Source organism: Aquibaculum arenosum, assembly GCF_029222965.1.
Lineage (GTDB): Bacteria > Pseudomonadota > Alphaproteobacteria > Kiloniellales > DSM-21159 > Aquibaculum > Aquibaculum arenosum.
In genome coordinates this window covers 249,812-275,276 of the sequence record NZ_JARHUD010000002.1, presented here as the reverse complement: position 1 = coordinate 275,276, position 25,465 = coordinate 249,812, and the positions used below count along the sequence as shown (strand labels likewise).

Genomic DNA, 25,465 nt, shown 5'->3' with positions numbered 1-25,465 from the left:
GTTTTCTCTAGCAAAACGCTTGAAAGCCTCAACCCCAATGAGCGACGACCGCCGCATTCACCTCTTCGATTCAACCCTGCGCGATGGCGCCCAAACTCAAGGGGTCGACTTTACTGTCTCCGACAAGACGGCCATTGCCGAGGCCTTGGATCGCTTGGGGGTGAGCTACATCGAGGGTGGCTGGCCAGGTGCAAACCCTACCGATGACGCCTTTTTTGCCGAGCCGCCCGAGCTGAAGGCAGCCAGTCTGGTGGCTTTTGGCATGACACGGCGGCCGGGACGTTCTGCTGAGAACGATCCCGGCCTGTCCGGGCTGGTGAACGCCAAGGCGCCAGTGGCCTGCATCGTTGGCAAGACCTGGGATTTTCATGTCGATCTGGCGCTGGAGATCTCCCACGAGGAGAACCTCGCCATGATCGCGGACTCCATCGCGCAGCTTGGACGCAGCAAGCGCGAAGTGATGTTCGATGCCGAGCACTTCTTCGATGGCTTCAAGGCCAACAAGGCCTTCGCCCTGGCCTGCCTGCGCGCGGCATCGGAGGCCGGTGCTGCCTGGCTGGTACTCTGCGACACCAACGGCGGCACCCTACCGGATGATGTGCGCGCCATCGTCGCCGAAGTGCGCGAGACCCTGCCTGAAGTACGTATCGGTATCCACGCGCACGACGATACCGGCAACGCGGTGGCCAATTCGCTTGCCGCGGTCGCTGCCGGCGCACGCCAGATCCAAGGCACCCTCAATGGTCTGGGCGAGCGCTGCGGCAATGCCAATCTGATTTCCCTGGTTGGTTCTCTGGCCCTGAAGACCACCTGGGACTGCGGCATCGATGCCGAGCGGTTGCGACTATTGACGCCCACGTCGCGCCTGCTGGATGAGCGCTTGAATCGCACCCCCACGCGCGGCGCACCCTATGTCGGTGAAAGCGCCTTCGCTCATAAAGGTGGTCTGCATGTTTCGGCCGTCGCCAAGGATCCGCGCACCTATGAGCACGTGCCACCGGAAACGGTGGGCAATCGCCGGCATGTGGTGGTGTCGGATCAGGCAGGGCGCGCCAACGTTCTCACCCGCCTGCAGGAAGTGGGGGTGGAGGTTGACCCGAAGGACCCAAAGGTCGGTCGCCTGATCGAGGAGGTGAAGCGTCGCGAGTACGAGGGCTATGCCTACGACGGTGCCGAGGCGTCCTTCGAGTTGATGGCGCGGCGGCTGCTGGACCAGGTGCCGGACTACTTCTCTCTCAATCGTTTTCGAGTGATGGACGATCGACGTTGGAACGCCCGAGGAGAGCTGGTCACGGAATCGGAAGCCACGGTGACGCTGACGATTGGCTCGGACCAGCTCATGACCGTGGCCAATGGCAACGGGCCAGTGGATGCGCTGGACAAGGCCGTGCGCAAGGCCTTGATCCCACGCTATCCGGTGCTCGAACGGGTGCGCCTGCTGGACTACAAGGTGCGCATTCTGACGCCACAGGACGGCACTGAGGCGGTCACGCGGGTGATGATCGAAAGTGGCGTCGATCGGGAGCGCTGGACCACGGTCGGTGTGTCGCCCAACATCATTGATGCCTCCTTCAACGCCCTCTACGACGCGCTGAGCTGGAAGCTGCACAATGCCGGCGTTGAGGCACCGAAGGGCTGAAAAATGGCGGGCACGAATCGGACGGTGGTGAGGCCGGCTGCGACCCCGGGGCCGGCGGTCATTCTGGTTGCCCCGCAGCTGGGTGAGAACATCGGGATGGTGGCGCGCGCGATGCTGAACTGTGGTCTCAGCGACCTGCGCCTGGTGCGGCCTCGCGATGATTGGCCCAATCAGTCGGCGGAGCGGGCCGCAGCGGGTGCGCTCAGCGTCATCGAAGGTGTAAGGGTCTATGAGACCACGCAAGCTGCCGTGGCCGATCTCCATCGCCTTTATATAACCACGGCCCGCAACCGCGAGCAGGTCAAAGCCATCGTCACGCCGCGGCAAGCGGCGCGCGAGATTCGCGCCCTGGAGACGGCAGGAGAGCGCGTCGGACTGCTCTTCGGCCCCGAACGCACCGGCCTGTCCAACGACGATGTGGCCCTGGGCGATGTCATCGTGAACGTGCCGCTCAACCCGGGCTTTTCCTCGCTCAACCTGGCACAGGCAGTGCTGCTGCTGGCCTACGAGTGGTATCAGGCGGAGGATGAAACGCCGGCGCGCAGCCTGCACCTAGGCGGCGGGCGTCCGGCTGAGAAGCAGGAGCTGATCGGCTTCTTCGAGCGCTTGGAAGCCACGCTGGAGCAGGTGGGCTTCTTTCATCCACCGGAGAAGGCGCCGGGCATGCGCCGCAATCTGCGCACGCTGATCGATCGCGCCACGCCAACGGAGCAGGAAGTGCGCACGCTGCACGGCGTGCTGTCAGCACTGTTGGGCGCAAAACTGAAACGTGCGCCCCGACCTGAGGCGTCGGAAGGCGACGGTAGTCAGCCGCCGACCTGAGGCGGCAAAGCAGAAGGAGGTGCTGCTAGAACAGCACCATACGCACCCAGAGAGCAGCCGCCAGGGAGCCTATCAAGGCCACGCCGGTCAAAAGGCCAATGTTCATGACAAGGCGCCGCCGCAGCGCCGAACCACGAGCCGAGGTACGGGGAACCGGGTTTGAGGGTGTGTTGTGCACCGTCATCGCTTTCCTCCCGGATGACCTCATTGTTGCGTCACCCCTCTGATGGATGACGAGGCAATTATAACTCAGATGGCTTTGCGGGCGAAGCAAAAGCGTAACGGCCGCGGGAAAGAGTGGGGCCGTGCTTCAAAGATTGTAACAGCGTGACGGGCTTGATTTACATCAAGGCGCCGTCCGGCGCTCCTGGCTTACTTAAGCTGTTGCTGAGCCAAGGAGGTTTCGATGACTTCTGCAGAATCAATCTATCTGGCTACCGTTATCGGCGCCTTTGCGGCCTTTGCCCTGGCTCTGGCCTTTGCCAGCCGGTCCAAGGAGTGAAGCAAGCTTCACCGACCCAGATCGCAAAGAGCGATCCGGTCGTGTCCCGCTTTCCCGTACCTGCCCCCGACGCCTGGCGCCGGGGGCAATTTTTTATCACTGTCAACGCAACGCAGATGTTAAATCTTGCGTTCGAGGTTGGGTTGTGGCAGGAAAGCTATCGCTGAGTTATCCCAAGTCTGTGGGAAGGCTCGCGCCCTGGAGACAAACAACGGGCCGAATGGCTCTACGACCCCCAATCGGGGGTCGTTCTGATTCTGGGCCCAGCACGCTGATTCTGGGCAGCACGTAGCAGATCCCTTCTCCTTGCACCGAACCGCAGCCACAACCTGTGCCTTGTCGGGATGCTGTGGTAAATATCGCGGCAACCGGCTGGGCCTCGCCCGGTCGCTGCCTGAGCAAGGAAAGATTCAGATTTATGGCTATCATCCGGGCCCATCGCGGCATCACCCCGAAGATTCATCCCGATGCGTTCATCGCCGAGAATGCTGTGATCATCGGCGACGTCGAGATCGGAGCCGGCAGCTCCATCTGGTACGGCTGCGTTCTGCGCGGAGACGGCAACTGGATTCGTATCGGCAAGAACACCAACATCCAGGATGGCACCATCGTTCACGTCAACCACGACCCCAAGGGCGATTATCGTGAGACCGGTGGTGGCATGCCCTGTTACATCGGGGATGATGTGACGGTGGGGCACCTTGCCCTGCTGCATGCCTGCACCATCGAGAGCAGCGCTTTCATCGGTATGCGATCCGTCGTGATGGACCTGGCCGTGGTCGAAGGTGGCGCCATGGTCGCTGCGGGTGCGCTGGTCACGCCGCGCAAGCGGGTGGCGAAGGGTGAACTCTGGGGTGGCAATCCCGCCAAGCGCTTGCGGGAGCTCAAGCCTGAGGACATGGAGGTCTTTGCCCACATCGGCCAGAGCTACGTCGACCTGGGGGCAGCCTATCGCGCGGAGCAATCTTGATGCTGCGTCTGGGAACGGTTTTGCTGCTGCTGTGCTTCGCACTGCCTTTTGCGGCAAGTGCGGTGGAGTGGGAGGTGGATCGCCTGGAGATCGAAAGCAGTGACGGCAACCGCCATGTCTTCAACATCGAGTTGGCCGTCACGCCCGAGCAACGGGCCCAGGGACTGATGCACCGCGAGTCCCTGGCCGAGGACTGGGGAATGCTTTTCCTGCACCGGCGTGACCAGGTGCTCAGCATGTGGATGCGCAACACGCTCATTCCGCTGGACATGCTGTTCATCGACCGCCGTGGGCGCATCGTGCGCATTGCCGAGCGCACCACGCCAATGTCCGAACGCGCCATCACTTCGGGACGCCCGGCACGCGCCGTGCTCGAGGTTCCGGGCGGCACCGTCGAGCGGCTTGGCATCTCCAAGGGCGACCGCGTGATCTACTCGGCTTTTGAATAGGGAAGAGCTGCCAACCCTGGTCTTAAACCCTCGCCGTTAAGAGACCACCCGCAGCTTCTTCTCAATCCCTTTCAGCAGGCTCGGCAAGTGCTTGTTGCTGTCCAGTTGGCGCGGTCCTGAGAGCAGCAGGTACTCCGTGCCGCTGTTGCCCGGCCGGACACGCTTGATCACCGAAAACAGCGGGCGGTCGAAGGAGTGGCGGAACACCGAGAAAATGGCGCAGCCCACTTGATGATCGAGCGCATAGTCGCGCCATTCGCCCTTGGCCACCCGAGGGCTGTAGACTGCAAGGAGTTGATCGAGTTCCTGTCTGTGGAAGTAGACGACGCCTTGGCCCTTGCGATGTCCCGCGCGGTACTCTTCAAGCTGGACCACCCCCACCATCCGTCAGCCTCCTCAGCCGTTCATCCGGTCGCGTGATACCGTCGAAAACAGTCTCGCCTAAATCACTTGGCAGGTCCAGGGCACCATGCCTTACCTTGAGCGGCGGTTCGGGCTATGGTACCCGCCAAAGTCAAGCGGCCAGAGTTGGGGCGGCGCAGCAGCCTAGAGGCATTTCGTGAGCGATATTTTCAAGGAAGTCGAGGAAGAGGTCCGCCGCGACCAACTGCTCGCACTGTGGAAGAAGTACCGCGTTCTGATCATCGTCGTCGTTCTGGCGGTGGTGCTGGGCGTTGCCGGTTTCCAGGGCTGGACGGCCTATGTGCAACACCAGCGGACACAGGCTGCGGAAGCTTACGGCGCGGCTGAAGCGCATCTTGCCGCGGGCGAGCAGCAGGAAGCCGCGGAAGCCTTTGCCGAACTCGCCGACCCCGATGCTGGAGGCTATGCGCTGCTCGCTTCCTTTGAAGTGGCGCGGCTGGCGGCTGAAACCGGCAACGGGGACCTGGCTCTCGAGTACTGGGGGCGCATTGCCGAAAGCAGCGCCGCGCAGACCTTCCGCGACGCGGCGGTTCTGGCGGCGGCGCGCTATCGCTTGGATGCGGGGGAAGCGAGCGAAGCTGAAATGATGCTGGAGCCGTTGGGCGAGCCGGGCCGTCCCTATCGCTCGCTGGCGGTGGAACTGTCTGCCGCAGCCGCTCTGGCTCAAGGTGAGCGGGAAACCGCGCGCGAGCGGTTGGAAGTGCTGCTGGCGGACGTCGAGACACCGCCGGGCGTGCGTGAGCGCGCTGGCGAACTTGCTGCAACATTAGCCGAGTGACACTTATGCGCATGCGTTTGCTGCTTGCAGGTTTTGCCTTAGCCGGCATGACGGTTTTGTCTGGCTGCGACACGGTGGGTGGTTGGTTCGGAGAGGCAGACGATCCGCCGCTTCCCGGCGAGCGCGTTGCCGTGCTCATGGGAGAGCGTGGTCTTCAAGCCGACGCCGGCGCAGCAGCCGAACGGGTCAGCTTGCCCGCAGCCTACCGCAATGCGAACTGGCCGCAGCCAGGTGGCGATTCCGCCCATGCGTTCCGGCACCTGGAGCTTTCCTCCAGCCCGCGGATTGCCTGGCGCGCAAGTGTAGGAGAAGGCAGCAGCAGCAATCGAAGGCTCCTGGCGCAGCCCGTGGTTCGCGATGGTCGCGTTTTCACACTCGACGCCCGGCGGCAGGTCAGCGCGTTTGATCTCAGCAGCGGTCGTCGGGCTTGGAGCCAGAACCTGGGCAGCGAGCGAAGCAGCCGCGAAGAGTACTTCGGCGGCGGTGTCTCGAGTGGGGATGGGCGCGTTTACGTCACCACCGGCTTTGGCAGCCTCTTTGCACTGAACGCCGGCAGCGGAGAGATCCTGTGGGAAGCGTCGTTGGGCGCGCCCTTGCGCGCGGGCCCGACCTTCTCTGACGGCCGGGTCTATGCCAGCACCACCGAGAACGTAATCCACGCGGTGGATGCCGAAACGGGCGAACGGCTCTGGAACCACACCGGACTGGAAGAGATTGCCAGCCTGCTTGGTGGTGCCAGTCCTGCCGTGGCCGGTGACACGGTCGTCGCGGCCTTCTCGTCCGGTGAGATCGTGGCGCTCTTGACCGACAATGGCCGCGTGCTCTGGGAGGATTCCCTGGCGGGCGTGCGGCGGCTCGAGCAGAGTGCCAACATCGCTCAGGTGCGCGGTCATCCCGTGATGGACGAGGGCTTGGTGGTGGCCGTGTCCAACTCCGACCTCATGCTGGCGGTGGATCAGCGCAGTGGGATGCCGGTCTGGGAGGCCTCCATCGGCAGCACGCAGACACCTTGGGTTTCGGGCAACTCGGTTTTCCTGGTCACCAATGACGCGCAGCTTGTGGCCCTGCGCCGCAATGACGGCAGCGTGCGCTGGGTGCAGCAGCTTGAGCGCTACGCCGACCCGGAGGACAGGACCGATCCCATCGTCTGGAGCGGGCCGGTTCTGGCCGGTGGGCGTCTCGTGCTGACTAACAACCGGGGGCATCTGGTCTTTGCCTCGCCGCAGGACGGGACGGTTCAGGCCAGCCAGTCGCTTCCCGGCCCGGTCACCATCCAGCCGGTTGTTGCGGACGGCACTTTGCTGTTGCTCACCGACGCCGGTCAGCTTCTGGCCTTGCGGTGACCCGGGCACGCAAGGCGCCGACACGACCGAGGGAGGAGGCGCCCGCCTTTACCCTGGCCCTGGTGGGTCGGCCCAATGTTGGCAAATCCACGCTTTTCAATCGTCTGGTGGGCCGCCGGGCGGCGCTCGTGGATGATCGACCGGGCGTAACCCGTGATCGACGCGAGGGGCAGGGCCGCCTCTTCGATCTCGTGTTCACCGTGGTGGACACAGCGGGTCTTGAGGACGTAACCGACGACAGCCTGGAAGCGCGCATGCGCCGCCAGACGGAGAAAGCCGTCGAGCAGGCCGATGCCATCCTGATGATGATCGACGCCCGGGCTGGGGTGACCCCGCTGGACTCGCACTTCGCCGATCAACTGCGTCGGGCGCACAAGCCTGTGCTGCTGGCCGCAAACAAGAGCGAGGGTAAGGCCGGAGAGACCGGGCGGTTGGAGGCCTATGCCTTGGGCCTCGGCGAACCCATAGCGCTCTCGGCAGAGCATGGGCTGGGCCTCGACGAGCTCTACGAATTCCTGGCACCCCACATCGCGCCGGCCCCTCCTGAAGACGAGGCGGAGGCTGAGGAGCAGGATGTGGATGAGGTCGGGGATGGCGGCGAAGATCTTTCCGCCGAAGATGACCTTCCACCGGAGGCCGAGGAAGACAGAGGTCCCCTGCAGCTGGCGATCGTGGGCCGGCCCAACGTGGGGAAGTCGACGCTGGTCAACTGCCTGATAGGTGAGGACCGCCTGCTGACCGGTCCGGAAGCGGGGATCACCCGTGACGCCATCGAGATCGACTGGCGCTACGGTGAGAAGCAGCTGCGTCTGATCGACACCGCCGGACTGCGGCGCCGCGCGCGCGTTGATGATCGGGTTGAGCGCCTTTCGGCTGCGGAGACCAAGCACGCCATCGATTTTGCGCAGGTCGTGGTGCTGCTGCTCGATGCGGCGCAGGGCATGGAGAAGCAGGATCTCACCATCGCCCGCCAGGTGGTGGAGGAGGGGCGCGCTCTGGTCATCGCGCTCAACAAGTGGGATGCAGTGGACGACCGGGCCATGGCCTTGCGTGCGGTGGAGGATCGCCTGCTGCGCTCCTTCCCCCAGACTCGCGGCATTCCCGTGGTCACCATTTCGGCGTTGCAGGGCCGCGGCACCGATCGGTTGCTCAAGGCGGTCTTCGACATCTACGCCATCTGGAACAAGCGTCTTTCGACTGGAATGCTGAACCGTTGGCTGCAGCAGGTGGTCGCGTCACACCCGCCGCCGGCGCCAGGGGGGCGGCGCATTCGCCTGAAGTACATTACCCAGGCACGCAGTCGGCCGCCGACTTTTGCGCTCTCCTGCTCCCACCCTGAAGAGCTGCCGGGCGCCTATCTGCGCTACCTCGAGAATGCCCTGCGCGAGGATTTCGATATGCCCGGTACGCCGATCCGGCTGCATCTGAAGAAATCGCGCAACCCCTACGCCAACGACTAGCCCCACGGCTTGCCCTGCGCAGCGTCGTTGGCTCCGATCAGGGAGGAAGATGACGATGGGCGTTGAGGTCCTGACCGACCAGGAGATCCTGGCCTCCGCGCGCAAGGGCGGACATCGCCACATCGTTCGTGTCGTGCAGGCCGTGAAGGAGGCTTTGCGCCAAGGGGAGACGGCGCTGCTGGACGGTTTTCTGCAGGAAGAGCATCCCGCGGATATCGCGCTCCTGATCAAGCGTCTGGAGCCCAGCGAGGCCACAGAGCTGCTGCTGCGTCTGGATCCGACCAAGCGGGCCGAGACCTTCTCACAGCTCAGCGGGCGGCGGCAGCGCCTCCTGTCCCAGGAACTGCCGCGACCGGTTCTGGTCGGCCTCATTTCCGACCTCAAGGCCGATCGGCGCGCAGACTTCTTCAAGCACTTGCCGGAGAAGCTGCGCGAAACCTTGCTGCCTGCGCTGGCACAGGCCAAACGCGAGGACATCCGCCGCCTGGCGAGCTATGCCGAGGAAACTGCGGGCGCGTTGATGACCTCGGAGTACGCGGTGCTCGCCCCGCACCTCACGGCGCGCCAAGCCTTGGAGCGACTACGCCACGAAGCGCCGGACAAGGAGACGATCTATCGCACCTACGTTGTCGACGAGCAGCGTCGGCTGATCGGCTCCTTGCGCCTGCAGACCCTGATTCTGGCGGCGCCTCAGGCCACGATTGCCGACCTCATGGAGCGCAACCCCAAACGCGCGCATGTAAACGACGACCAGGAAGAGGTGGCGCGGCAGATCGCGCGCTACGATCTCATCGCCTTGCCCGTAGTGGATGACGCGGGGCGCCTGGTGGGCATTGTCACCCACGACGATGCGGTGGACGTGGTCCACCAAGAAGCGACGGAGGACATGCACAAGGTGGGCTCCCTGGGCCGCATCACCACCTCCGTGCGCGAGGCAGGGATCGGGCTGCTCTACCGCCGGCGGATCGTCTGGCTGGTGGTGCTGATCTTCGGCAACCTGCTCTCCGGGGCCGGCATCGCCTTCTTCGAGGACACCATCGCGGCCTATATCGGCCTGGTCTTCTTTCTGCCGCTGCTGGTGGGCAGCGGCGGCAATGCCGGATCGCAGGCTGCGACGCTGATGGTCCGGGCGCTTGCCACCGGAGAAGTGGTGTTGCGTGACTGGTCCAGGATGCTCGGGCGCGAACTGCTGGTGGCGGGACTTCTGGGGCTGACCATGGCCCTGGCGGTGTCGGGCATCGGACTGCTGCGTGGCGGACCGGAACTTGCGCTGGTGGTGTCGGCGACCATGGTGCTGATCGTGCTGATCGGCAGCCTGATCGGCCTGTCGCTGCCCTTCCTGCTCAACCGGCTGAACGTCGATCCGGCCACCGCCTCGGCGCCCCTTGTAACCTCGCTGTGCGACGCCGTGGGGGTGGCGCTCTACTTCGGTATGGCCACGGTCCTGCTCGGCCTACCGAGTGTATAGATGGGACCGCGCAGCTCAGCGCTTCCGATAGACGACCGTCAGGTTGTTCGCCGGCATCTCCACCACACGCTCCAGCACCAGACCCTCGGCTTTGGCCTGCTGGGTCACGTCTTCCAGCAGGCGCAAGCCCCAGCGCGGATCGCGGGCCTGCAGGCTCTCGTCGAAAGACTCGTTGCTGGGCGCGGTGGGTGCATCCTTTCGGCGGTAGGGGCCGTAGAGGATCAAGGGACCGCCGCTGGGGAGAGCCGCGCCGGCCCCCTGGAGCAAGCCGAGCGTGGCCTCCCAGGGGGAGATGTGGACCATGTTCACGGCCAGGATGGCGGCCGGCTTCTCTTCGAGTGCCAGGTGCCAATCCGGGCGACTGACGTCGATCTTCAGGGGAGGGCGCAGGTTGGCGAGCGCGGCTTGTGCGGCATGGGCAGCGATGGATCGCCGTGCTGCCGGATCGGGATCGCTTGGCTGCCAGATCACGCCGGGACAGGCGGCGGCAAAGTGCACCGCGTGTTCGCCGGTGCCCGCCGCAATTTCCAGCACCAGCCCCGAGGCAGGCAGCACCTCTTCGAGTATCTTGCGAATGGGTTCCCGGTTGCGCAGCGTTGCCGGCGCGTGCTGGGCCTCGCCGGGGCTCATTGGGCCCCTTCCACGGCTTTTGGTTTGCGCTGCTGCCAGGAGGAAAGCGCCGCGTGCGCATCTTCCGGCGGCGCTGCTTCGCCGGTGAGCGCCGTCAATTCCACCACATAGCCGTTGGGGTCGCGAAAGTAGATGGAGCGGATGAAGCCGTGATCCGCCGGCCCCCGCGTCTCCATGCCGGCGGCGCGCCCCTTTTCCAGCATGTTGTCCAACACCGGCGGATCCACCTGCAGTGCGATGTGCAGGTCAAAGTCGTGCTGATCCTTGAAGTCGAAGGGCATGTCCGGCGCTTCGAAGAAGGCGATGTGCGAGCCGTCATCCATACGATAGAAGCTGTGCAGCACATGGGTCTCGCGCGCGCTCTTCGTCTGCGTGATCTCGATGACGTGCACCAGCGGCAGGCCAAGGAAGTCCTCGTAGAACGCCCGGGTCTCTTCGGAATCGCGGCAGCGATAGGCGGCGTGATGGAGGCCCTTGAGCATCGCCTTCCTCCCTTTGGCTTTGATCAGTCCAGAAGCGGCTCCAGGCTGGCCAGTCTGCCACGAATCGCATCGCGCGCCGAGCGAAAGCGTGTGCGCATCTCCTCCGCGGGCAAAGAGCCGTCCTTGACCGCCGGATCGGGAATCGGCCAGTGCAGCCGCCGGACCGAGCCGGGAAGGATGGGGCAGACCTCTTCGGCGCAGAGCGTGATCACTAGATCGAGCGCAGTGACATCGATCTCGTCCACGGACTTGGAGCGATGCTGCGAGATGTCGATGCCGACTTCGGCCATGGCTTCGATGGCGTAGGGATTGACCGTGGCGGGCTGCGAGCCCGCGCTCAGAACCTCTGCCCGGTTGCCAAAGGTACGGCGGGCGAGCCCTTCGGCCATCTGGCTGCGCGCAGAGTTGGCGACGCAGAGGAAGAGGATGCGCTTCATCGCACGGGGTCCTTGCTGGCTGTGAGAAGGGGCTCGGCGGCACGCCGCTCGAAATGCGCCCGGGAGCGATTGGCCAGGGCGACCAGGGAGAGCATCACGGGCACCTCGACCAGAACCCCCACCACGGTGACCAGGGCGGCGCCCGAGTTCAGGCCGAAAAGCCCGATCGCCACCGCCACGGCCAGTTCGAAGAAGTTCGAGGTGCCGATGAGAGCGCAGGGTGCGGCCACATTGTAAGGCACCCGCCAGAGCCAAGCGGCGCCGAACGCGATCGCGAAGATGCCGTAGGACTGGATGAGCAGCGGCACGGTGATCAGGGCAATGAGCAGTGGCTGCTCGAGGATCACCTCACCCTGGAAACCGAAGAGCAGGACAACTGTGGCCAGCAGGCCGAGCACCGAGAAGGGCTTCACCTGGGCCGTAAAGCGGGCAACGCGGGCCTCCCCATTGGTGCCGTTACGGGCGTGGCGCACCAGTTGCTGGCGGGTGAACGCGCCGGCTGCAAGCGGGATGACCACATAAAGCCCCACCGACAGCAGCAGCGTTTCCCAGGGCACCGAGAGATCGGTGACGCCGAGCAGCAATGCGACGATGGGCGCAAAGGCGAAGATCATGATGATGTCGTTCACCGAGACCTGCACCAACGTGTAGGTCGCATCGCCCCGGGTGAGCTGCGACCAGATGAAAACCATGGCGGTGCAGGGGGCTGCGCCGAGAAGGATGAGACCCGCGATGTACTGGGAGGCATTGGCAGGATCGATCCAGCCGGCGAAGAGGTACTCGAAGAAGAGCACGCCCAGCGCCGCCATGGTGAAGGGCTTGATCAGCCAGTTGACCACCAGGGTGATGACGAGGCCCTTCGGCCGCTCCCCGATGTGACGCAGACTGGAGAAGTCCACGTTGACCATCATGGGGTAGACCATCATCCAGATCAGCACTGCGATCAGCAGATTGACCGAGGCATATTCCCAGCCGGCCAGCAGCTCGAAGATCCCGGGGGCGAAGCTGCCGAGCAGCAGGCCCGCCACGATGCACAGGCCGACCCAGAGGGAAAGATAGCGTTCGAAGGAACTCATGGGTGGCACTGCTCCCTGGCCGATGACGTGGGTTCGCAAGCGCAGGTGCTGATTTCGGTAAGCAAGAGCGAAAGCGGCGACACGCTGGCGGGATTGAGCGAGTAGCAGACCCGCGGCCGCTCGATCTCGCCGACCACGATCCCGGCGGCCTTCAGGATGCGCAGATGCTCCGAAACGGTGGACTGCGCCAGGCCCACGTCGTCCACCAGGTCGCAGCCGATACACGAGGGCGTGGCCAGCAGCTTGCGCACGATGCGCACCCGTGCCGGGTGGGCCAGCGCCTTGGCCAGCGCGGCCACCGTCTGGTCGGAGGCAGTCGTTGCGGAAGGCGGGGGACTTGCGGTTATCTGGGTCATCTAAATGTCCATCGCCATTCGTCGATGAACGATAGATTTGCCCGGCCGTTGCTGCAAGGCCGAACTCCCTTATGTCGATTCCCGGCCGGTGTCTGGCGAGGGGCGGGTTGGGGCGCTATATGAGAGAGCGAAAACCCAATGTCTGCGACCGACCGCAACCGTCGCAGCGGAGAGGAGAAGCCATGACCGCCTGTATCGTTGGCTGGGCGCACACGCCCTTCGGCAAGCACGAGAATGACGATACCGAGTCCCTGATCGCGCAGGTCGCCACCCAGGCGGTGGCCGATGCCGGGCTCGATCCCTCGGACATCGACGAGATCGTTCTCGGCTCCTTCGGCGAGGGCTTCTCGCCACAAGGGTTTCCGGCTTCGCTGGTGCTTCAGGCCTCGGACGCCTTCCGCTTCAAGCCGGCCACCCGGGTCGAGAACGCCTGTGCCACCGGGTCTGCCGCCATTCACCAGGGCCTGAAGACCATCGCAGCCAAGCAGGGACGCTTCGTACTGGTGGTGGGCGTGGAGAAGATGACCGGCCTGCCGGGTCCGGAGATCGGCGCCAACCTGCTCAAGGCCTCCTACATCAAGGAGGAGGGCAACATCGAAGGTGGCTTTGCCGGCGTGTTCGGGCAGATCGCGGCGCAGTACTTCCAGCGCCACGGCGACCAGTCCGATGCCCTGGCGCAGATCGCGGCAAAGAACCATCACAACGGCGCGGTGAACCCCCTGGCGCAAATGCAGAAGGACCTGGGCTTCGAATTCTGCCGCAATCCCTCGGACAAGAACCCCTACGTGGCCGGCCCTCTCAAACGCACGGATTGCTCGCTGGTATCCGATGGCGCGGCAGCATTGGTGCTGACCGACGTGGACACTGCGCTGGGCATGGACAAGGCCATCGCGTTTCGCGCCGCGGTGCACGTGAACGACTATCTGCCGCTCTCCAAGCGCGATATCCTGCTGTTCGAGGGCTGTGAGGTTGCCTGGAAACAGGCCTTCGACAAGGCCCGCGTCTCGCTGGAGGACCTGTCCTTCGTCGAGACCCATGACTGCTTCACCATTGCCGAGCTGATCGAGTACGAGGCCATGGGTCTGACCGAGCGCGGCCAGGGCGCCCGTGCCGCAATGGAAGGCTGGACGCGCAAGGACGGCAAGCTGCCGGTCAATCCCTCCGGCGGGCTCAAGTCCAAGGGCCATCCCATCGGGGCCACCGGCGTGTCTATGCACGTTATGGCATCGATGCAGTTGACCAACACCGCCGGGGAGATGCAGCTGCGCGCCCCGAAGCTGGCAGGCATTTTCAACATGGGTGGTGCTGCGGTCGCCAACTACGTGTCGATCCTCGAGCCACTGCGCTGAGGCAGCGCCGCGTTTGCGGTTCGGCGCAGTGTATCGTTAGGCGGTGAATCGTTAGGCGGTGTACCGTTAGACTTAGGGGTGCACTCGCAGGGCGACGGAGGGGCTATGAGCCGGTATGCCGCGCGTTTGACCTATCGGGATCTGAAGCTGGCCTTGCTGGCCACGCTCGACCGGGAAGGGCCGCTGGCCCGCCAGGTGCTGGTCGGCGGCCAGCGTCGGCCGGGCCTCGTCGATATCGCGTTCGAGCGGCCGCTGCCCAGTCGCGAGCGCGTCAGGGTGGAAGAGGCTCTGGACCTGCTGCAGCGTGACGGTCTTGTGATGGAGTCCGACAGCGGCTTTCAATTGACTGAGCGCGGCAGCGAGGCCCTTGCGCGCTCTTGCCTCGATCCCCTCGACCTCGCGCTCCATCGGGAGAACCCGCGTTTGGTGGAACGACGGGCCAGTGCTTGGGCCGCCGTTGCCGCCGGCAGTGCCGATGCTCTGCGGGCAGCAGCAACGGCGCCCGGCGAGATCGTCGCCGCCTGCCTGGAACAATTGGAGTCGGAAGACGATCTCGACGACATCGGAGAATGTGCTGCCGACCTGGCGCTGGCCCTTGACCGCCGGATCTCGGAACGCGCCCAAGCCGACGAAGCGCCCGAAGCACAGGACCTCGCCGACGCCATCCGGGTGGCCGAGATCGTGGTGCGCCGTACTCTGCTTGCCAGGTGGCGATAGCGTCTCTAGCGACTTGAATACAGCCAAGATTCTACTGTCGCTTCCCAGCGCTTGTGGTTTCGAACAAGGATGATCCGGGCTATACAGCCTGCGTTCGGAACCATCGTGCCGATGACCCATCGGCGCCGGGGCGGGATTCGGGAGGGGTGAATGCGAGACTTCCTGCGCGGAGGTCTGTTCGCACTGGGGATGGCTGTTGCTGCGGCCGGGCCGTCGCTGGCCGAGGAGAGCCTGTGGCTTGACCTCCCCTGGCACGAGCGTGTGGGGCCGGGCTGGTACGAAAGGCTCGCCGAGCGCGGCGATGCGGAAGCCCAGTACCGCCTGGGCCAGCTTTACGAGGAAGGCATCGGCGTCGGAGCGGACCCTGAATTGGCGGAGCACTGGTATGCCGCCGCCGCCCGGCAGGGTCATTTGCAGGCACAGTGGCGCCTGGCACAACAGCTTAAGACCGAGGATCCCACCGCCGCTGCGCACTGGTACCGCAGCGCGGCTGAGCGGGGGCATGCCCCGGCAGCCTTCAATCTCGCTGTCATGCTGGAAAATGCCCAGGGCCTGGACCTCGATTTGGAGGCAGCCGCTGCCCTTTATGAACAGGCCTATGCCGGCGGTGTTGTAGAGGCCGCGCTGAATCGCGGTCTTCTGGAACTGAAACAACCGGCCAAGGATGAGGTGACGGCGCTTGCCTGGCTGCTTCGCGCCCGCGCCGCCGGTGTCTCCGGGTCTGGAGCGGCAGTCGTGGCGGTTGGCGAGGGCATGGCGGCCTCCGAACGATCCCGCGCAGAATCGCTGGCGGCGCAGTAGCTCTCAGGCCTGCTGCGGCAGGTACTGGTAAAGCCAGGTTTCGCTCAGCGTTTTCTTCCCCAGGCGCAGATAGAGGCGCAGGTCCAGCGCGTCGCCCTCGGCGCCCACCAGATCAAAGACCGCCCGCCAGCGGTTGGTGCCGACGATCTGGATCGCATAGGGGCCTTGAATCTCGCCGCTGGGTGCGGAGATGACAGGCTCCACAGGCTCGCTGCGTACCAGCTCCTCCAGGGGGCCGCCTTCGAAGTCGATCACGAACTTGCGGCCGTTCTCGGTGCGATTGCCCGGGACACCGGCCGGGCCGCTGCGGGTGGCCACGACGCGTGCGACGGCGCGCGGCGGATAGGGCTCCTCGGCAAGCCAATGGAGGCGGTAGGAGAGCGAAAGGCGTGAGCCCGGCTCGGGCGGTGTCTGCGGCACCCAGAAGGCGACGATGTTGTCCATGTCCTCGTGGTCGGTGGGAATCTCAATCAACTGCACCGAGCCGCTTCCCCAATCGCCCAGCGGTTCCACCCAGACGCTGGGACGGCGCTCATAGAAGTGCGAGTCGTCCTGATAGGCATCGAAGCGGCGTTCGCGCTGCATCAGGCCGAAGCCGCGCGGGGAGGTGTCCAAGAAGCTGTTGCTACGCAGGCCGCCGGGGTTGTTGAGTGGCCGCCAGATGCGTTCGCCGGCACCGGTCCACATGGCCAGTCCGTCGCTGTCATGTATGCGGGGGCGCCAGTCGGCGGCCTGCTCGCGGTCGTGCTGGCCGAACCAGTACATGGAAGTGAGGGGGCTGAAACCGAGCCGCTCGATGCTTTTCCGGATGGAAAGCTCCGACTCCACCTCCATGACCACGCCGCGTTCATAGCGGATGTCGAAGCGATAGGCGCCGGTCAGGCTTGCGCCTTCGAGCAGCGCATAGACCAGCACCCGGCGGCTATCCTGCGGTGCCCGCTCCACCCAGAAGCGCGAGAAATAGGGGAACTCCTCTTCGCGCTCGGGCAGGGCGGTGTCGATCGCGACCGCGCGGGCTGAGGCTCCATACTGGTCCTGCTCTCCCGATGCGCGGAAATAGGACGCACCGAGGAATGACAGCCAGTCGCGGGTGCTTTCCGGACCGTTCATCAGGCGAAAGCCTGCGAATCCCAGGTCGTCGGGGATCGGCTCCTCAATTCCCAGTTCGCTGTAATCGAAGGCGTCCGGATTGAAGATCAGTTTTCGCGCCTGTCCGTCTTCAACGATGTTGAGCCCGACCGGGTAGGGAAACCAATGACCCCGGTGATGCGGGCGCAGGGGAAAGAGCGACTCCTGCCAAATCTCGTATTCGGGCTTGAAGCGAATGCGGCCATGTCGGTGAGGATTGATGCTGCGCACGAAGTCTTCGTGGGTAAGCGGCGGTTCCACATGCGGCAGCGCCGCGAGGGAGCGTGCGAGCGATCGTACCAGTTCAAAATCGAAGGGCTCAGGCGGTCCAAGCTCGAGACCCTGTGCCCGCAATGCGGTCACGGGCTGCGCCAGGCTCGCCAACCCCAATGCCGCTGCGGCGGTGAGCAAACCTCGTCGAGATAAATCTGGCATGAAGAACCCTTCGCTGCGGTCCGGCCGATGCCCCCCGTGCAAGGCCGGGATCATAGCAGGAAAGTTTCGCTTGGCAGCAGGCATCTGGAGTACAGCGAGTCCTCATCGAGGGCGCCGCCAACGGGCGTTACGGCTTTCGCAGAACGAGGTGGTAGAGGTGCCAGTGCTTTCTCACCCCTTTGGCGGTTGTGCTGTCGCTTTCCTCCTCTTCGCATAGCTCCACCGACCAGCCCGAGAGCAGCCGGTCCAGCGCCTGCCGGTCCAGACTGGTCACGCCGCCCGAGGCGGCCCAGTCGTCGCCCGGTCCCAGCAACTGGCCGGCAAAGCGTCCGCCTGGACTGAGGCTGTCCCCGATGAGTCGCCAGAGCTGGGGAAAGGCGGCAGGAGGACAGAAGGGCAAGGAAAAGCTGGCATTGATCAGACGGCAGGGCGGAAGGGCATCCAGATCCTGGAAGCGACAGGCGCGTGTTTCCAGGCGGCTGCCGGCCGGAGCCTTGCTTTCGAGTGTCGCGAGTGCGTCTGCCTGCCCATCAATGGCCAAGACCTGCCATCCCCGGCGGAGCAGTTCCAGGCTGTCGCGGCCGGTACCAGCACCAAGGTCGATGGCCTGCCCCGGCGCCACGCTCTCCCGCGCAAATGTCTCCAATGCGCGCAGCAGAGTGGGGCGCGGCGGACGCCCCTCCACCGCACGATAATAGCCCTGCCAGCGCTTCTGCTCCTCCGACATCGCTTGCTCGCCTGCTGGGCGCGGTTCGGATCAGTCGTCCAGCATCGGCAGGTTCAAGCCCTGCTCGCGGGCGCAGTCGAGGGCCTCCTCATAGCCCGCGTCGGCATGGCGCATCACGCCGGTTGCCGGGTCGTTCCAAAGCACGCGTTCCAGGCGCCGCGCCGCATCTTCCGTGCCGTCGCAGACCACGACCATGCCGGCGTGCTGGCTGAAGCCCATGCCGACACCGCCGCCGTGGTGCAGGGAAACCCAGGTGGCGCCGCTGGCGGTGTTGAGCAGGGCGTTCAGCAGGGGCCAGTCGGACACCGCATCGGAGCCGTCGCGCATGGCCTCCGTCTCGCGGTTCGGACTAGCGACGGAGCCGCTGTCGAGATGATCGCGCCCGATGACGATGGGTGCTTTCAGCTCGCCCTTGGCCACCATCTCGTTGAAGGCGAGTCCCAAACGATGGCGTTGGCCCAGGCCGACCCAGCAGATGCGCGCGGGCAGACCCTGGAAGTGGATGCGCTCGCGCGCCATGTCGAGCCAGTTGTGCAGGTGAGGATCGTCGGGGATCAGCTCCTTCACCTTCTGGTCGGTGCGATAGATGTCTTCCGGGTCGCCCGAGAGCGCGGCCCAGCGGAAGGGCCCGATGCCGCGGCAGAAAAGCGGGCGGATGTAGGCCGGCACGAAGCCCGGGAAGGCGAAGGCGTCGGCCTCGCCCATCTCCTTGGCCATCTGGCGGATGTTGTTGCCATAGTCGAGGGTGGGCACGCCGCTGCGATGGAAGGCCAGCATGGCCCGGACCTGCACCTTCATGGATTCCTTAGCCGCCTGTACCGTCCCCTCCGAGTCACTGTTGCGGCGCTGCTCCCACTCGTCGAGAGACCAGCCGGCGGGCAGGTAGCCGTTCAGCGGATCGTGCGCGCTGGTCTGGTCGGTGACGGCGTCAGGTCGCACACCGCGCTTCACCAGTTCCGGAAAGACCTCGGCCGCGTTGCCCAGCAGGCCGACTGACACGGCCTCGCCCTTGGCGCAGGCGTCATGAATGATGGCCAGTGCCTCATCCAGATCCTGAGAAGAGCGGTCCAGGTATCCGGTTTCCAAACGCTTTTCGATTCGGCTCGGCTGGCATTCCACGGCGAGCATCGAGGCGCCGGCCATGGTGGCTGCCAGAGGCTGTGCACCGCCCATGCCGCCCAGGCCACCGGTGAGGATCCACTTGCCCTTGAGGTCGCCGCCGTAGTGGCGTCGGCCCACCTCGACAAACGTCTCATAGGTGCCCTGTACGATGCCTTGGCTGCCGATGTAGATCCAGGAACCGGCGGTCATCTGGCCGTACATCATCAGCCCAACCTTATCGAGGCTGTTGAAGTGCTCCCAGGTGGCCCAGTGTGGCACCAGGTTGGAGTTGGCGATCAGCACCCGCGGCGCGTCCTTGTGGGTGCGGAAGACGCCCACCGGCTTGCCAGACTGGACCAACAGTGTCTCGTCCGACTCCAAGTCGCGCAGGCAGGCCACCATGCGATCAAAGGACTTCCAGTCCCGCGCCGCCCGGCCGATGCCGCCGTAGACAACCAACTCCTCCGGGCGTTCGGCCACCTCCTGATCCAGGTTGTTCATCAGCATGCGCAGGGGCGCTTCGGTGAGCCAGGATTTGGCGCTGATCTCGGTGCCCCGCGGCGACTTGATCTTGCGGGCATTGTCGAGGCGGGGATGGCTGGTCATGACGAACCTCCGGCGTTGGCAGAAGCGGTGAAAAGCTGCCGGCCCGCAAGGCGGTAGCGTGGGCCGGGATAGAAGAAACGGGCGCGGCTGGCGATCATGCCGCCCGACCAGGTGCGCCGCGTGAGCAGCAGGCAAGGATCATCGGCCTTGAGCGCAAGCCGACGGCGAATCTCGGCGCGCGGGCGCACTGCCTCGATGACGTGCTCTGCCGCTTCGATCTGGCCCAGGCCGGTCAGATACTCGTTGGGTGTGATACGCGTGAAGTCCTGGCGATCGTAGTCCGAGGCGAAAGCCGGATTGACCCAGCGTTCTTCCAGGGCGGCGGGAACGTCGCTTTCCAGATGCAACAGCCTCGAATGGAATGCGTGCGATTCCGGAGAAAGTCCAAGAGCTGCAGCCAGTTCGCCTTCGACCTTGCAGTCTTCAAGCAGCAGCACCTGGCAACTGTGCGTGTGGCCGCGCTCCTCGATCTCTTCGCGTATGTTGCGGATGCGCAGCAGTTCCGACTGCGGCTTGGGGGCGGCGACGAAGGTGCCCAAACCCTGCACCCGCTCAAGCACCCCTTCGGCTGCCAGTTCGCGCAAGGCGCGGTTCGCGGTCATGCGGGAGACACCGAGACTGCGTGTCAGCTCATTCTCCGAAGGCACCTTGGCGCCGGGCGGCCATGTGCCTTCGGCGATACGGGCGCGCACGTGCTCCGCCACCTGTCGGTAGCGGGGCTCCTCCATGCCATCCTTGTTGCGCAGCGCTTCAGCCAATGGCAACCTCCAGCAGCTTGTATAGACAAGTCGGCGACAGCGCGCCAGTCTGCTAACTTCCGGGTGGCCCGGGCACCCAGGCGGGCCGTGAATCTGATCTCGGAGAACTGTGATGGAAGCCTTTCGCTTCAAAGCCGGTCCGGCGCCGCTGCTGGTGTCGATGCCGCACGTGGGAACCCACGTGCCCGAGCAGATCGCCGCGCGCATGACCGCGGATGCGCTTACGCTGCCCGACACCGATTGGCATGTGGACCAGCTCTACGACTTTCTGGACGACCTGGGCGCCAACATCCTGACCGCCACCCACTCGCGCTACGTGATCGACTTGAACCGTCACCCGGAAGGCCGGCCGCTCTATCCCGGCGCCAGCAATACTGAGCTCTGTCCGACAACCAGTTTTGCCAATGCGCCGCTCTATCGCCCTGGGCAGGCGCCGGATGAGAACGAGGTGGCCGAGCGGCGCCGGCTCTACTGGCAGCCCTATCATGACAGACTGGCCGCCTGTCTTGCCGCGCTGCAAGCTGAACACGGGCGTGTGCTGCTCTGGGATGCTCACTCCATCTGCAGCCGCGTGCCGCGCTTCTTTGAGGGCCAGCTTCCCGATCTCAACATCGGCAGTGGTGGTGGGGTGACGGCCGCGCCATCAGTGATCGACGCTGTGGCCGAGGTGGCCCGAGACCCAGAGTACGGCCACGTTGTCGACGGTCGCTTCAAGGGTGGCTACATCACCCGACACTATGGCCAGCCCGAGCAGGGCCTTCACGCGGTCCAGCTTGAGCTCTCCTGGGCGACCTACATGGACGAGGCGCCGCCCTTTGCCTTCCGCGATGATCTTGCGGCAGGAATCCGACCGGTCCTGCGCCGGATGGTCGAGGCGGGGCTTGGTGCGCTTGAAGCAGTCGGCTAACGCCCCTGTTTCTTGAGGCCCTGAGCCTCAGGTGAGTTCGACGGCGCGCCCTTCCTTGTAGCAGCGGTGAAGCGGATTGAAGCCGACGCGGTAGGCGAGTTCAGCCGGCCGCACGATGTCCCAGACCGCCAGATCCGCCACCTTGCCCACGGACAGGGTGCCGTGGCTTTCGCCCAGGCCCAGGGCCCGGGCACCTTCGCGCGTAACCCCGGCCAGCGCTTCTTCCGGCGTCATGCGGAAATAGGTGCAGCCCATGGACAGCATCAGCAGCAGCGATGTCACCGGCGAGCTGCCGGGATTGCAGTCGCTGGCCAGTGCCATTCCCACGCCATGCCGGCGAAAGGCCTCCATGGGCGGCAGCTTGGTCTCGCGCAGAAAATAGAAAGCGCCGGGCAGCAGGACCGCCACCGTACCGGCGGCTGCCATGGCTGCGGCGCCCTCCTCATTGGTGTGCTCCAGATGATCAGCCGACAGCGCGCCGAAGCGCGCGGCCAGCGCCGCGCCTTGCGAGTTGGAGAGCTGGTCCGCATGCAGCTTGACCGGCAGGCCGGCGTCGCGCGCCGCCGTGAAGAGGCGCTCGGTCTGCTCCGGGGTGAAGGCAATGGTCTCGCAGAAGGCGTCCAGCGCGTCGGCGAGCCCGGAAGCGGCGACTTCCGGGAGCATGGCCAACACGCTCTGGAGATAGTCTTCGCTGCGGCCCTTGTACTCGGGCGGAACGGCATGGGCGCCCAGGAAGGTGGTGCGCACGCTCAGCGGCAGTTGCTCCTGTAGCCGCCGGGCGACCCGCAGCTGCTTAAGTTCCTGGTTGAGCTCGAGTCCGTAACCCGATTTAATTTCGATGGTGGTGACGCCTTCGCGCAGCAGCGCGCGGGCGCGGGGCAGGGCGCCAGAGAGCAGCTCGTCTTCGGTGGCGGCACGGGTGGCGGTGACGGTTGAGAGGATGCCGCCGCCGGCGCGCGCGATCTCCTCATAGCTCGCGCCCTGCAGGCGCAACTCAAACTCCGCTGCTCGATCGCCGCCATAGACCAGATGGGTGTGGCAGTCGACGAGCCCCGGGGTTACCCAACGACCTTCCGCGTCGTAGAACTCAGCAGCCTCGCCGCGCGGCAATTCAGCCTGGGGCCCCAACCAGACGATCCGACCCTGTGCGACGGCCAAGGCACCGGGTTCGATCGCGCCATAGGGAGCGGCGCCCTTCTCCATGGTGGCGAGACGGGCATTCGTGATCAGCAGATCCCACGCAGGCATGTCGCTCTGGTCTCCTCATTCATCGGCAGGCTATGCTTTCGGGCCCGCCCCTGCATTGCAAGAGATAGCCTCATGAGCGCCCTTTTTCCCACCCTAACCCGTCTTTACGCGCCGTCGGCCATGCTGGCGGAGGGTTGGGCGAACGATGTGCTGATCGAGATCGACGAGGCCGGTTGGATCCAGCGCATCGAGGCCGGTGTCGCGCCAGGCGATGCGGAGCGGGCTGCCGGTCCTCTGCTGCCCGGAATGCCTAATCTGCACGGCCATGCCTTCCAGCGCGCCATGGCCGGACTGGCGGAGCATGCCAGTGCGCCGGAGGACTCCTTCTGGACCTGGCGAGAGGTCATGTACCGCTTCGTCGACCGCTTGGGGCCGGAAGAAGCTCAGGCCATCGCTTCGCAGCTCTATGTCGAGATGCTGGAGGCGGGCTACACCGCGGCTGCCGAGTTTCACTATCTCCATCACGCACCCAACGGACGCCCTTACGCCGATCCAGCGGAGATGGGGCGACGGGTGGTGGCGGCGGCCAGTGAGACGGGCATGGGCCTGACCTTGCTGCCGGTGCTCTATGCGCAGGGTGGCTTTGGTAATCAGCCGCCGGGCGACGCGCAGCGGCGTTTCATTAATGATATCGACAACTTTCAGAAGATTGTTGAAGTGCTGTATGAGGATGGGGCGAGGGACCCCAATCGGGCCACCGGAATTGCGCCCCACTCCCTGCGGGCAGTGACCGAAGGACAACTGCGCGAGGCGGTGGAGTCGCTGAACCGCCTCGACACGGGGGCACCGATCCACATTCATGTGGCGGAACAGCTTCAGGAAGTGCGTGACTGCCTGCTCTGGTCGGGCCAGCGGCCGGTGCGCTGGCTCTTGGATCGCTTCGAGGTGGATCGGCGCTGGTGCCTGGTGCATGCCACGCACATCGACGCCGGAGAATGCCGCGATCTGGCTGCAAGCGGCGCCGTCGCCGGCCTCTGCCCCACAACCGAGGCCAATTTGGGCGACGGACTCTTTCCGGCGCTCGATTATCAGCGATCCGGGGGTACGTGGGGCATCGGCTCCGACAGCCACATTTCCGTCAGCCCCTGGGAAGAACTCCGGCTGCTGGAGTACGGGCAGCGCTTGGCGCATCAGCGGCGCAACCTTTTGCGCCCGGCCGCGGGCGGGTCTCTGGGTGGTAGCCTCTATCGCCAGGCCCTGGCCGGCGGAAGCCAGGCTTGCGGTCGCCCGATTGGCGCTCTGGCCCCGGGCCGGCGCGCGGATTTCCTGATTCTGGACGGCACTGCCCCGGCGCTGTGGAATCGCGAGGGCGATGCTTTGCTCGACGCGGCGGTCTTTGGCGGATTTCCCTTGCCGGTGCGTGATGTTGCGGTCGGGGGCCGCTGGGTCGTGCGTGAAGGCCGCCACCCCCTTCGCGATGCCGTGGCGGAGGGCTATCGGGCTGCCCTGAGCCGCTTGCTTGTGTGACAGTTGATCAGAACTAGGCGAACGCGCGGACTTGCGCTAGCCTTCCATGCGGTATGAGCCTGATCTCTTTCGATATGGACGACGAGCAGCCGCAAACACGCCATGCGGAGGTGCGCCGCCGCGAAGCGCTGCTGCAGGCCGCTGTGGCGCGCGTTGAGGCAGCCGTTGGCGAGGCGGATCCAAGCTTAGAGGCGGAGACCGACTGGTACGTGGCGGTGCTGCTCGACGGGATGCTGCGACGGGCAATCGTGGTGGAGTACCGCGAATGGGTCGGGCACTGCGAGGATCTGCTGCGCGATCAGCTGACCAGGCTGGGGCGCGATCCCGAACTCTGGAGCGCTCAGCGTCGTGCTGTGCGCGGGGCCGAACTGGTCGCCCTGGTGCGGCGTGTGCTTCTGGAGGAACTGGACGCGGACCTCCCTGACTCTGTGTGGGATGGGTTGGAGGAGCTGTCGACGGTCGCGGAAACCATCGACGATGCCACGCTCGCTGCGCGCCGCAGCTTGCGCGACCGCTACCCTGATTATTTCAGCCCTATGGATCCCTTTGGTGATGGGGACGAAGGCGGGCGCCTGACTATTACCGAAGAACATGCAGCGCGTGCCTTTGCGGCTGTTGCTGCTTTCTGGGCGCCAAGCCGGGGGCTGCCTTACAGGTTACCGCGCCACCGAATATAAATGGCATAAAACTCAAATAGATAACGCCTTATGCCCCTGTTTCGCCTCAAGCTTGGCACAGCGATGGCGGTTGTTTTGCGGCAAGGCCTTTCCCACTTTTAGGTGACGATGCTTCGACCAAGTCGCGCTGCAACCGGCGCGGGGTCGGGCGTTTGATCACTCAGCAAGGGGGAACCGATGCTTTACTATGCGCTTGTATTCCTTGTCGTCGCTTTGATCGCTGCGGTCTTCGGCTTCGGGGGGATCGCTTCGGCAGCGGCCGGGATCGCGAAGGTGTTATTCTTTGTGTTCCTGGTGCTGTTTTTGATTGCACTGGTGAGCGACTTTGTCGCTGTTGCTGCGCCGCTCGCAGCCATCTAACGTGACCGCTAAACCCAGGAGGAGAATTCACATGGCCAACGAAGCTGTAGACAAGGAACTTAACACACTCCGCGGCGATCTAGATACATTGCGTGAAGACGTGAAGAAGCTGACGGAACAGCTGAGCCGTACGGCGAAGACCGGTGCATCCGCGGCCTCGGAAGAGGCGCAGGCCGAGCTGACCCGCCTGCGCGCCGAACTCGACGAACTCTACGGCCGCGCAGTCTCCGGCGGCCAGGCCTCGATCGAGAGCGTGGAGCGACAGGTCGAGCGCCATCCGCTGGCCAGCCTCGCCGCCGCATTCGGTGTGGGGCTGCTACTCGGCAAGCTGCTGGATCGGAACTAACCG

Annotated in this window: 28 protein-coding genes; 16 read left to right on the top strand and 12 right to left on the bottom strand. The window is 64.9% G+C overall.

Annotation, left to right across the window (positions count from 1 at the left end; genetic code table 11):
• Positions 1-37 precede the first annotated feature (37 nt).
• Both cimA and P2G67_RS04150 read left to right on the top strand, forming a co-directional pair.
• Positions 38-1,639, top strand: a complete 1,602-nt coding sequence (gene cimA, locus P2G67_RS04155) for a citramalate synthase (protein ID WP_275820328.1) — start codon at positions 38-40, stop codon at positions 1,637-1,639.
• A 3-nt stretch (positions 1,640-1,642) separates the two neighbouring features.
• Positions 1,643-2,461: an RNA methyltransferase gene (locus P2G67_RS04150; RefSeq protein WP_275820326.1), complete on the top strand. Its 819-nt coding sequence runs from the start codon at positions 1,643-1,645 to the stop codon at positions 2,459-2,461.
• A 25-nt stretch (positions 2,462-2,486) separates the two neighbouring features.
• Here the strand turns inward: P2G67_RS04150 and P2G67_RS04145 are convergent, their stop codons facing one another.
• On the bottom strand, positions 2,487-2,645 hold the full coding sequence (locus P2G67_RS04145) for a hypothetical protein (protein ID WP_275820324.1): 159 nt from the start codon (positions 2,643-2,645) through the stop codon (positions 2,487-2,489).
• 736 nt (positions 2,646-3,381) lie between these two features.
• Here P2G67_RS04145 and P2G67_RS04140 point away from each other — a divergent pair.
• Together P2G67_RS04140 and P2G67_RS04135 are read left to right on the top strand one after the other, a co-directional pair.
• Positions 3,382-3,933, top strand: a complete 552-nt coding sequence (locus tag P2G67_RS04140; RefSeq protein WP_275820322.1) for a gamma carbonic anhydrase family protein — start codon at positions 3,382-3,384, stop codon at positions 3,931-3,933.
• Positions 3,933-4,382: a DUF192 domain-containing protein gene (locus P2G67_RS04135; protein WP_275820320.1), complete on the top strand. Its 450-nt coding sequence runs from the start codon at positions 3,933-3,935 to the stop codon at positions 4,380-4,382. Before P2G67_RS04140 ends, P2G67_RS04135 begins: the two co-directional genes overlap by 1 nt.
• 36 nt (positions 4,383-4,418) lie before the next feature.
• On the opposite strand, the gene P2G67_RS04130 is transcribed toward P2G67_RS04135, so the two are convergent.
• The gene (locus P2G67_RS04130; protein WP_275820318.1) at positions 4,419-4,766 is read right to left on the bottom strand and encodes a DUF2794 domain-containing protein; all 348 of its coding nucleotides are present in this window, start codon (positions 4,764-4,766) and stop codon (positions 4,419-4,421) included.
• A 175-nt stretch (positions 4,767-4,941) separates the two neighbouring features.
• Here P2G67_RS04130 and P2G67_RS04125 point away from each other — a divergent pair, with 175 nt between their 5' ends.
• Genes P2G67_RS04125 through mgtE form a run of 4 tightly spaced genes read left to right on the top strand, consistent with a single transcriptional unit; the run spans position 4,942 to position 9,854 of the window.
• On the top strand, positions 4,942-5,583 hold the full coding sequence (locus tag P2G67_RS04125; protein ID WP_275820316.1) for a tetratricopeptide repeat protein: 642 nt from the start codon (positions 4,942-4,944) through the stop codon (positions 5,581-5,583).
• A gap of 11 nt (positions 5,584-5,594) precedes the next feature.
• A complete protein-coding gene (locus P2G67_RS04120; protein ID WP_275820314.1) occupies positions 5,595-6,926 on the top strand; it encodes an outer membrane protein assembly factor BamB family protein in 1,332 nt (443 codons plus the stop codon).
• Positions 6,923-8,386, top strand: a complete 1,464-nt coding sequence (gene der, locus P2G67_RS04115; protein ID WP_275820313.1) for a ribosome biogenesis GTPase Der — start codon at positions 6,923-6,925, stop codon at positions 8,384-8,386. The genes P2G67_RS04120 and der overlap by 4 nt, the downstream gene beginning before the upstream one ends.
• A 49-nt stretch (positions 8,387-8,435) precedes the next feature.
• A complete protein-coding gene (mgtE, locus tag P2G67_RS04110; RefSeq protein ID WP_275820311.1) occupies positions 8,436-9,854 on the top strand; it encodes a magnesium transporter in 1,419 nt (472 codons plus the stop codon).
• Between the two features lie 15 nt (positions 9,855-9,869).
• Here mgtE and P2G67_RS04105 read toward each other — a convergent pair whose 3' ends face one another.
• Genes P2G67_RS04105 through P2G67_RS04085 form a run of 5 tightly spaced genes read right to left on the bottom strand, consistent with a single transcriptional unit; the run spans position 9,870 to position 12,835 of the window.
• Entirely contained in the window at positions 9,870-10,484 is a 615-nt protein-coding gene (locus tag P2G67_RS04105) for a DUF938 domain-containing protein (RefSeq protein WP_275820309.1), read from the bottom strand.
• Positions 10,481-10,966 (bottom strand): VOC family protein, encoded by a 486-nt coding sequence (locus P2G67_RS04100; protein ID WP_275820307.1) that lies wholly within the window; start codon positions 10,964-10,966, stop codon positions 10,481-10,483. The genes P2G67_RS04105 and P2G67_RS04100 overlap by 4 nt, the downstream gene beginning before the upstream one ends.
• Positions 10,967-10,989: 23 nt before the next feature.
• Positions 10,990-11,403, bottom strand: coding sequence for an arsenate reductase ArsC (locus P2G67_RS04095; RefSeq protein ID WP_275820305.1), 414 nt, complete (start codon positions 11,401-11,403; stop codon positions 10,990-10,992).
• Complete coding sequence (gene arsB, locus P2G67_RS04090; protein WP_275820303.1) at positions 11,400-12,479, bottom strand: ACR3 family arsenite efflux transporter; 1,080 nt, start codon at positions 12,477-12,479, stop codon at positions 11,400-11,402. The genes P2G67_RS04095 and arsB overlap by 4 nt, the downstream gene beginning before the upstream one ends.
• Positions 12,476-12,835 (bottom strand): ArsR/SmtB family transcription factor, encoded by a 360-nt coding sequence (locus P2G67_RS04085; protein WP_275820301.1) that lies wholly within the window; start codon positions 12,833-12,835, stop codon positions 12,476-12,478. Before P2G67_RS04085 ends, arsB begins: the two co-directional genes overlap by 4 nt.
• 182 nt (positions 12,836-13,017) lie before the next feature.
• Here P2G67_RS04085 and P2G67_RS04080 point away from each other — a divergent pair, with 182 nt between their 5' ends.
• From P2G67_RS04080 to P2G67_RS04070, 3 genes are all read left to right on the top strand, one after another.
• Entirely contained in the window at positions 13,018-14,184 is a 1,167-nt protein-coding gene (locus P2G67_RS04080; RefSeq protein WP_275820299.1) for an acetyl-CoA acetyltransferase, read from the top strand.
• Between the two features lie 105 nt (positions 14,185-14,289).
• A complete protein-coding gene (locus P2G67_RS04075; protein WP_275820297.1) occupies positions 14,290-14,901 on the top strand; it encodes a hypothetical protein in 612 nt (203 codons plus the stop codon).
• 150 nt (positions 14,902-15,051) lie between these two features.
• Positions 15,052-15,702 carry a tetratricopeptide repeat protein gene (locus tag P2G67_RS04070; RefSeq protein WP_275820295.1) on the top strand — a complete coding sequence of 217 codons (651 nt, stop codon included), beginning with the start codon at positions 15,052-15,054 and terminating at the stop codon, positions 15,700-15,702.
• A 3-nt stretch (positions 15,703-15,705) separates the two neighbouring features.
• Here P2G67_RS04070 and P2G67_RS04065 read toward each other — a convergent pair whose 3' ends face one another.
• From P2G67_RS04065 to hutC, 4 genes are all read right to left on the bottom strand, one after another.
• A complete protein-coding gene (locus tag P2G67_RS04065; RefSeq protein ID WP_275820293.1) occupies positions 15,706-17,265 on the bottom strand; it encodes an OpgD/OpgG family glucan biosynthesis protein in 1,560 nt (519 codons plus the stop codon).
• A 127-nt stretch (positions 17,266-17,392) separates the two neighbouring features.
• Positions 17,393-17,992: a class I SAM-dependent methyltransferase gene (locus tag P2G67_RS04060; protein ID WP_275820291.1), complete on the bottom strand. Its 600-nt coding sequence runs from the start codon at positions 17,990-17,992 to the stop codon at positions 17,393-17,395.
• 30 nt (positions 17,993-18,022) lie between these two features.
• On the bottom strand, positions 18,023-19,699 hold the full coding sequence (hutU, locus tag P2G67_RS04055; protein WP_275820289.1) for a urocanate hydratase: 1,677 nt from the start codon (positions 19,697-19,699) through the stop codon (positions 18,023-18,025).
• Positions 19,696-20,457, bottom strand: coding sequence for a histidine utilization transcriptional repressor HutC (gene hutC / locus P2G67_RS04050; protein ID WP_275820287.1), 762 nt, complete (start codon positions 20,455-20,457; stop codon positions 19,696-19,698). The genes hutU and hutC overlap by 4 nt, the downstream gene beginning before the upstream one ends.
• Positions 20,458-20,569: 112 nt before the next feature.
• Here hutC and hutG point away from each other — a divergent pair, with 112 nt between their 5' ends.
• Positions 20,570-21,364 carry an N-formylglutamate deformylase gene (gene hutG / locus P2G67_RS04045; protein ID WP_275820285.1) on the top strand — a complete coding sequence of 265 codons (795 nt, stop codon included), beginning with the start codon at positions 20,570-20,572 and terminating at the stop codon, positions 21,362-21,364.
• A 27-nt stretch (positions 21,365-21,391) separates the two neighbouring features.
• On the opposite strand, the gene hutI is transcribed toward hutG, so the two are convergent.
• Complete coding sequence (hutI, locus tag P2G67_RS04040; protein ID WP_275820283.1) at positions 21,392-22,612, bottom strand: imidazolonepropionase; 1,221 nt, start codon at positions 22,610-22,612, stop codon at positions 21,392-21,394.
• 72 nt (positions 22,613-22,684) lie between these two features.
• On the opposite strand from hutI, the gene P2G67_RS04035 reads away from it, so the two are divergent.
• From P2G67_RS04035 to P2G67_RS04020, 4 genes are all read left to right on the top strand, one after another.
• Positions 22,685-24,079, top strand: a complete 1,395-nt coding sequence (locus tag P2G67_RS04035; protein WP_275820281.1) for a formimidoylglutamate deiminase — start codon at positions 22,685-22,687, stop codon at positions 24,077-24,079.
• A gap of 53 nt (positions 24,080-24,132) precedes the next feature.
• Positions 24,133-24,756 carry a hypothetical protein gene (locus tag P2G67_RS04030; protein WP_275820279.1) on the top strand — a complete coding sequence of 208 codons (624 nt, stop codon included), beginning with the start codon at positions 24,133-24,135 and terminating at the stop codon, positions 24,754-24,756.
• A gap of 177 nt (positions 24,757-24,933) precedes the next feature.
• Positions 24,934-25,116, top strand: a complete 183-nt coding sequence (locus P2G67_RS04025; RefSeq protein ID WP_275820277.1) for a DUF1328 family protein — start codon at positions 24,934-24,936, stop codon at positions 25,114-25,116.
• Between the two features lie 31 nt (positions 25,117-25,147).
• Positions 25,148-25,462 carry a hypothetical protein gene (locus P2G67_RS04020; protein WP_275820275.1) on the top strand — a complete coding sequence of 105 codons (315 nt, stop codon included), beginning with the start codon at positions 25,148-25,150 and terminating at the stop codon, positions 25,460-25,462.
• The last annotated feature ends 3 nt before the right edge of the window (positions 25,463-25,465 follow it).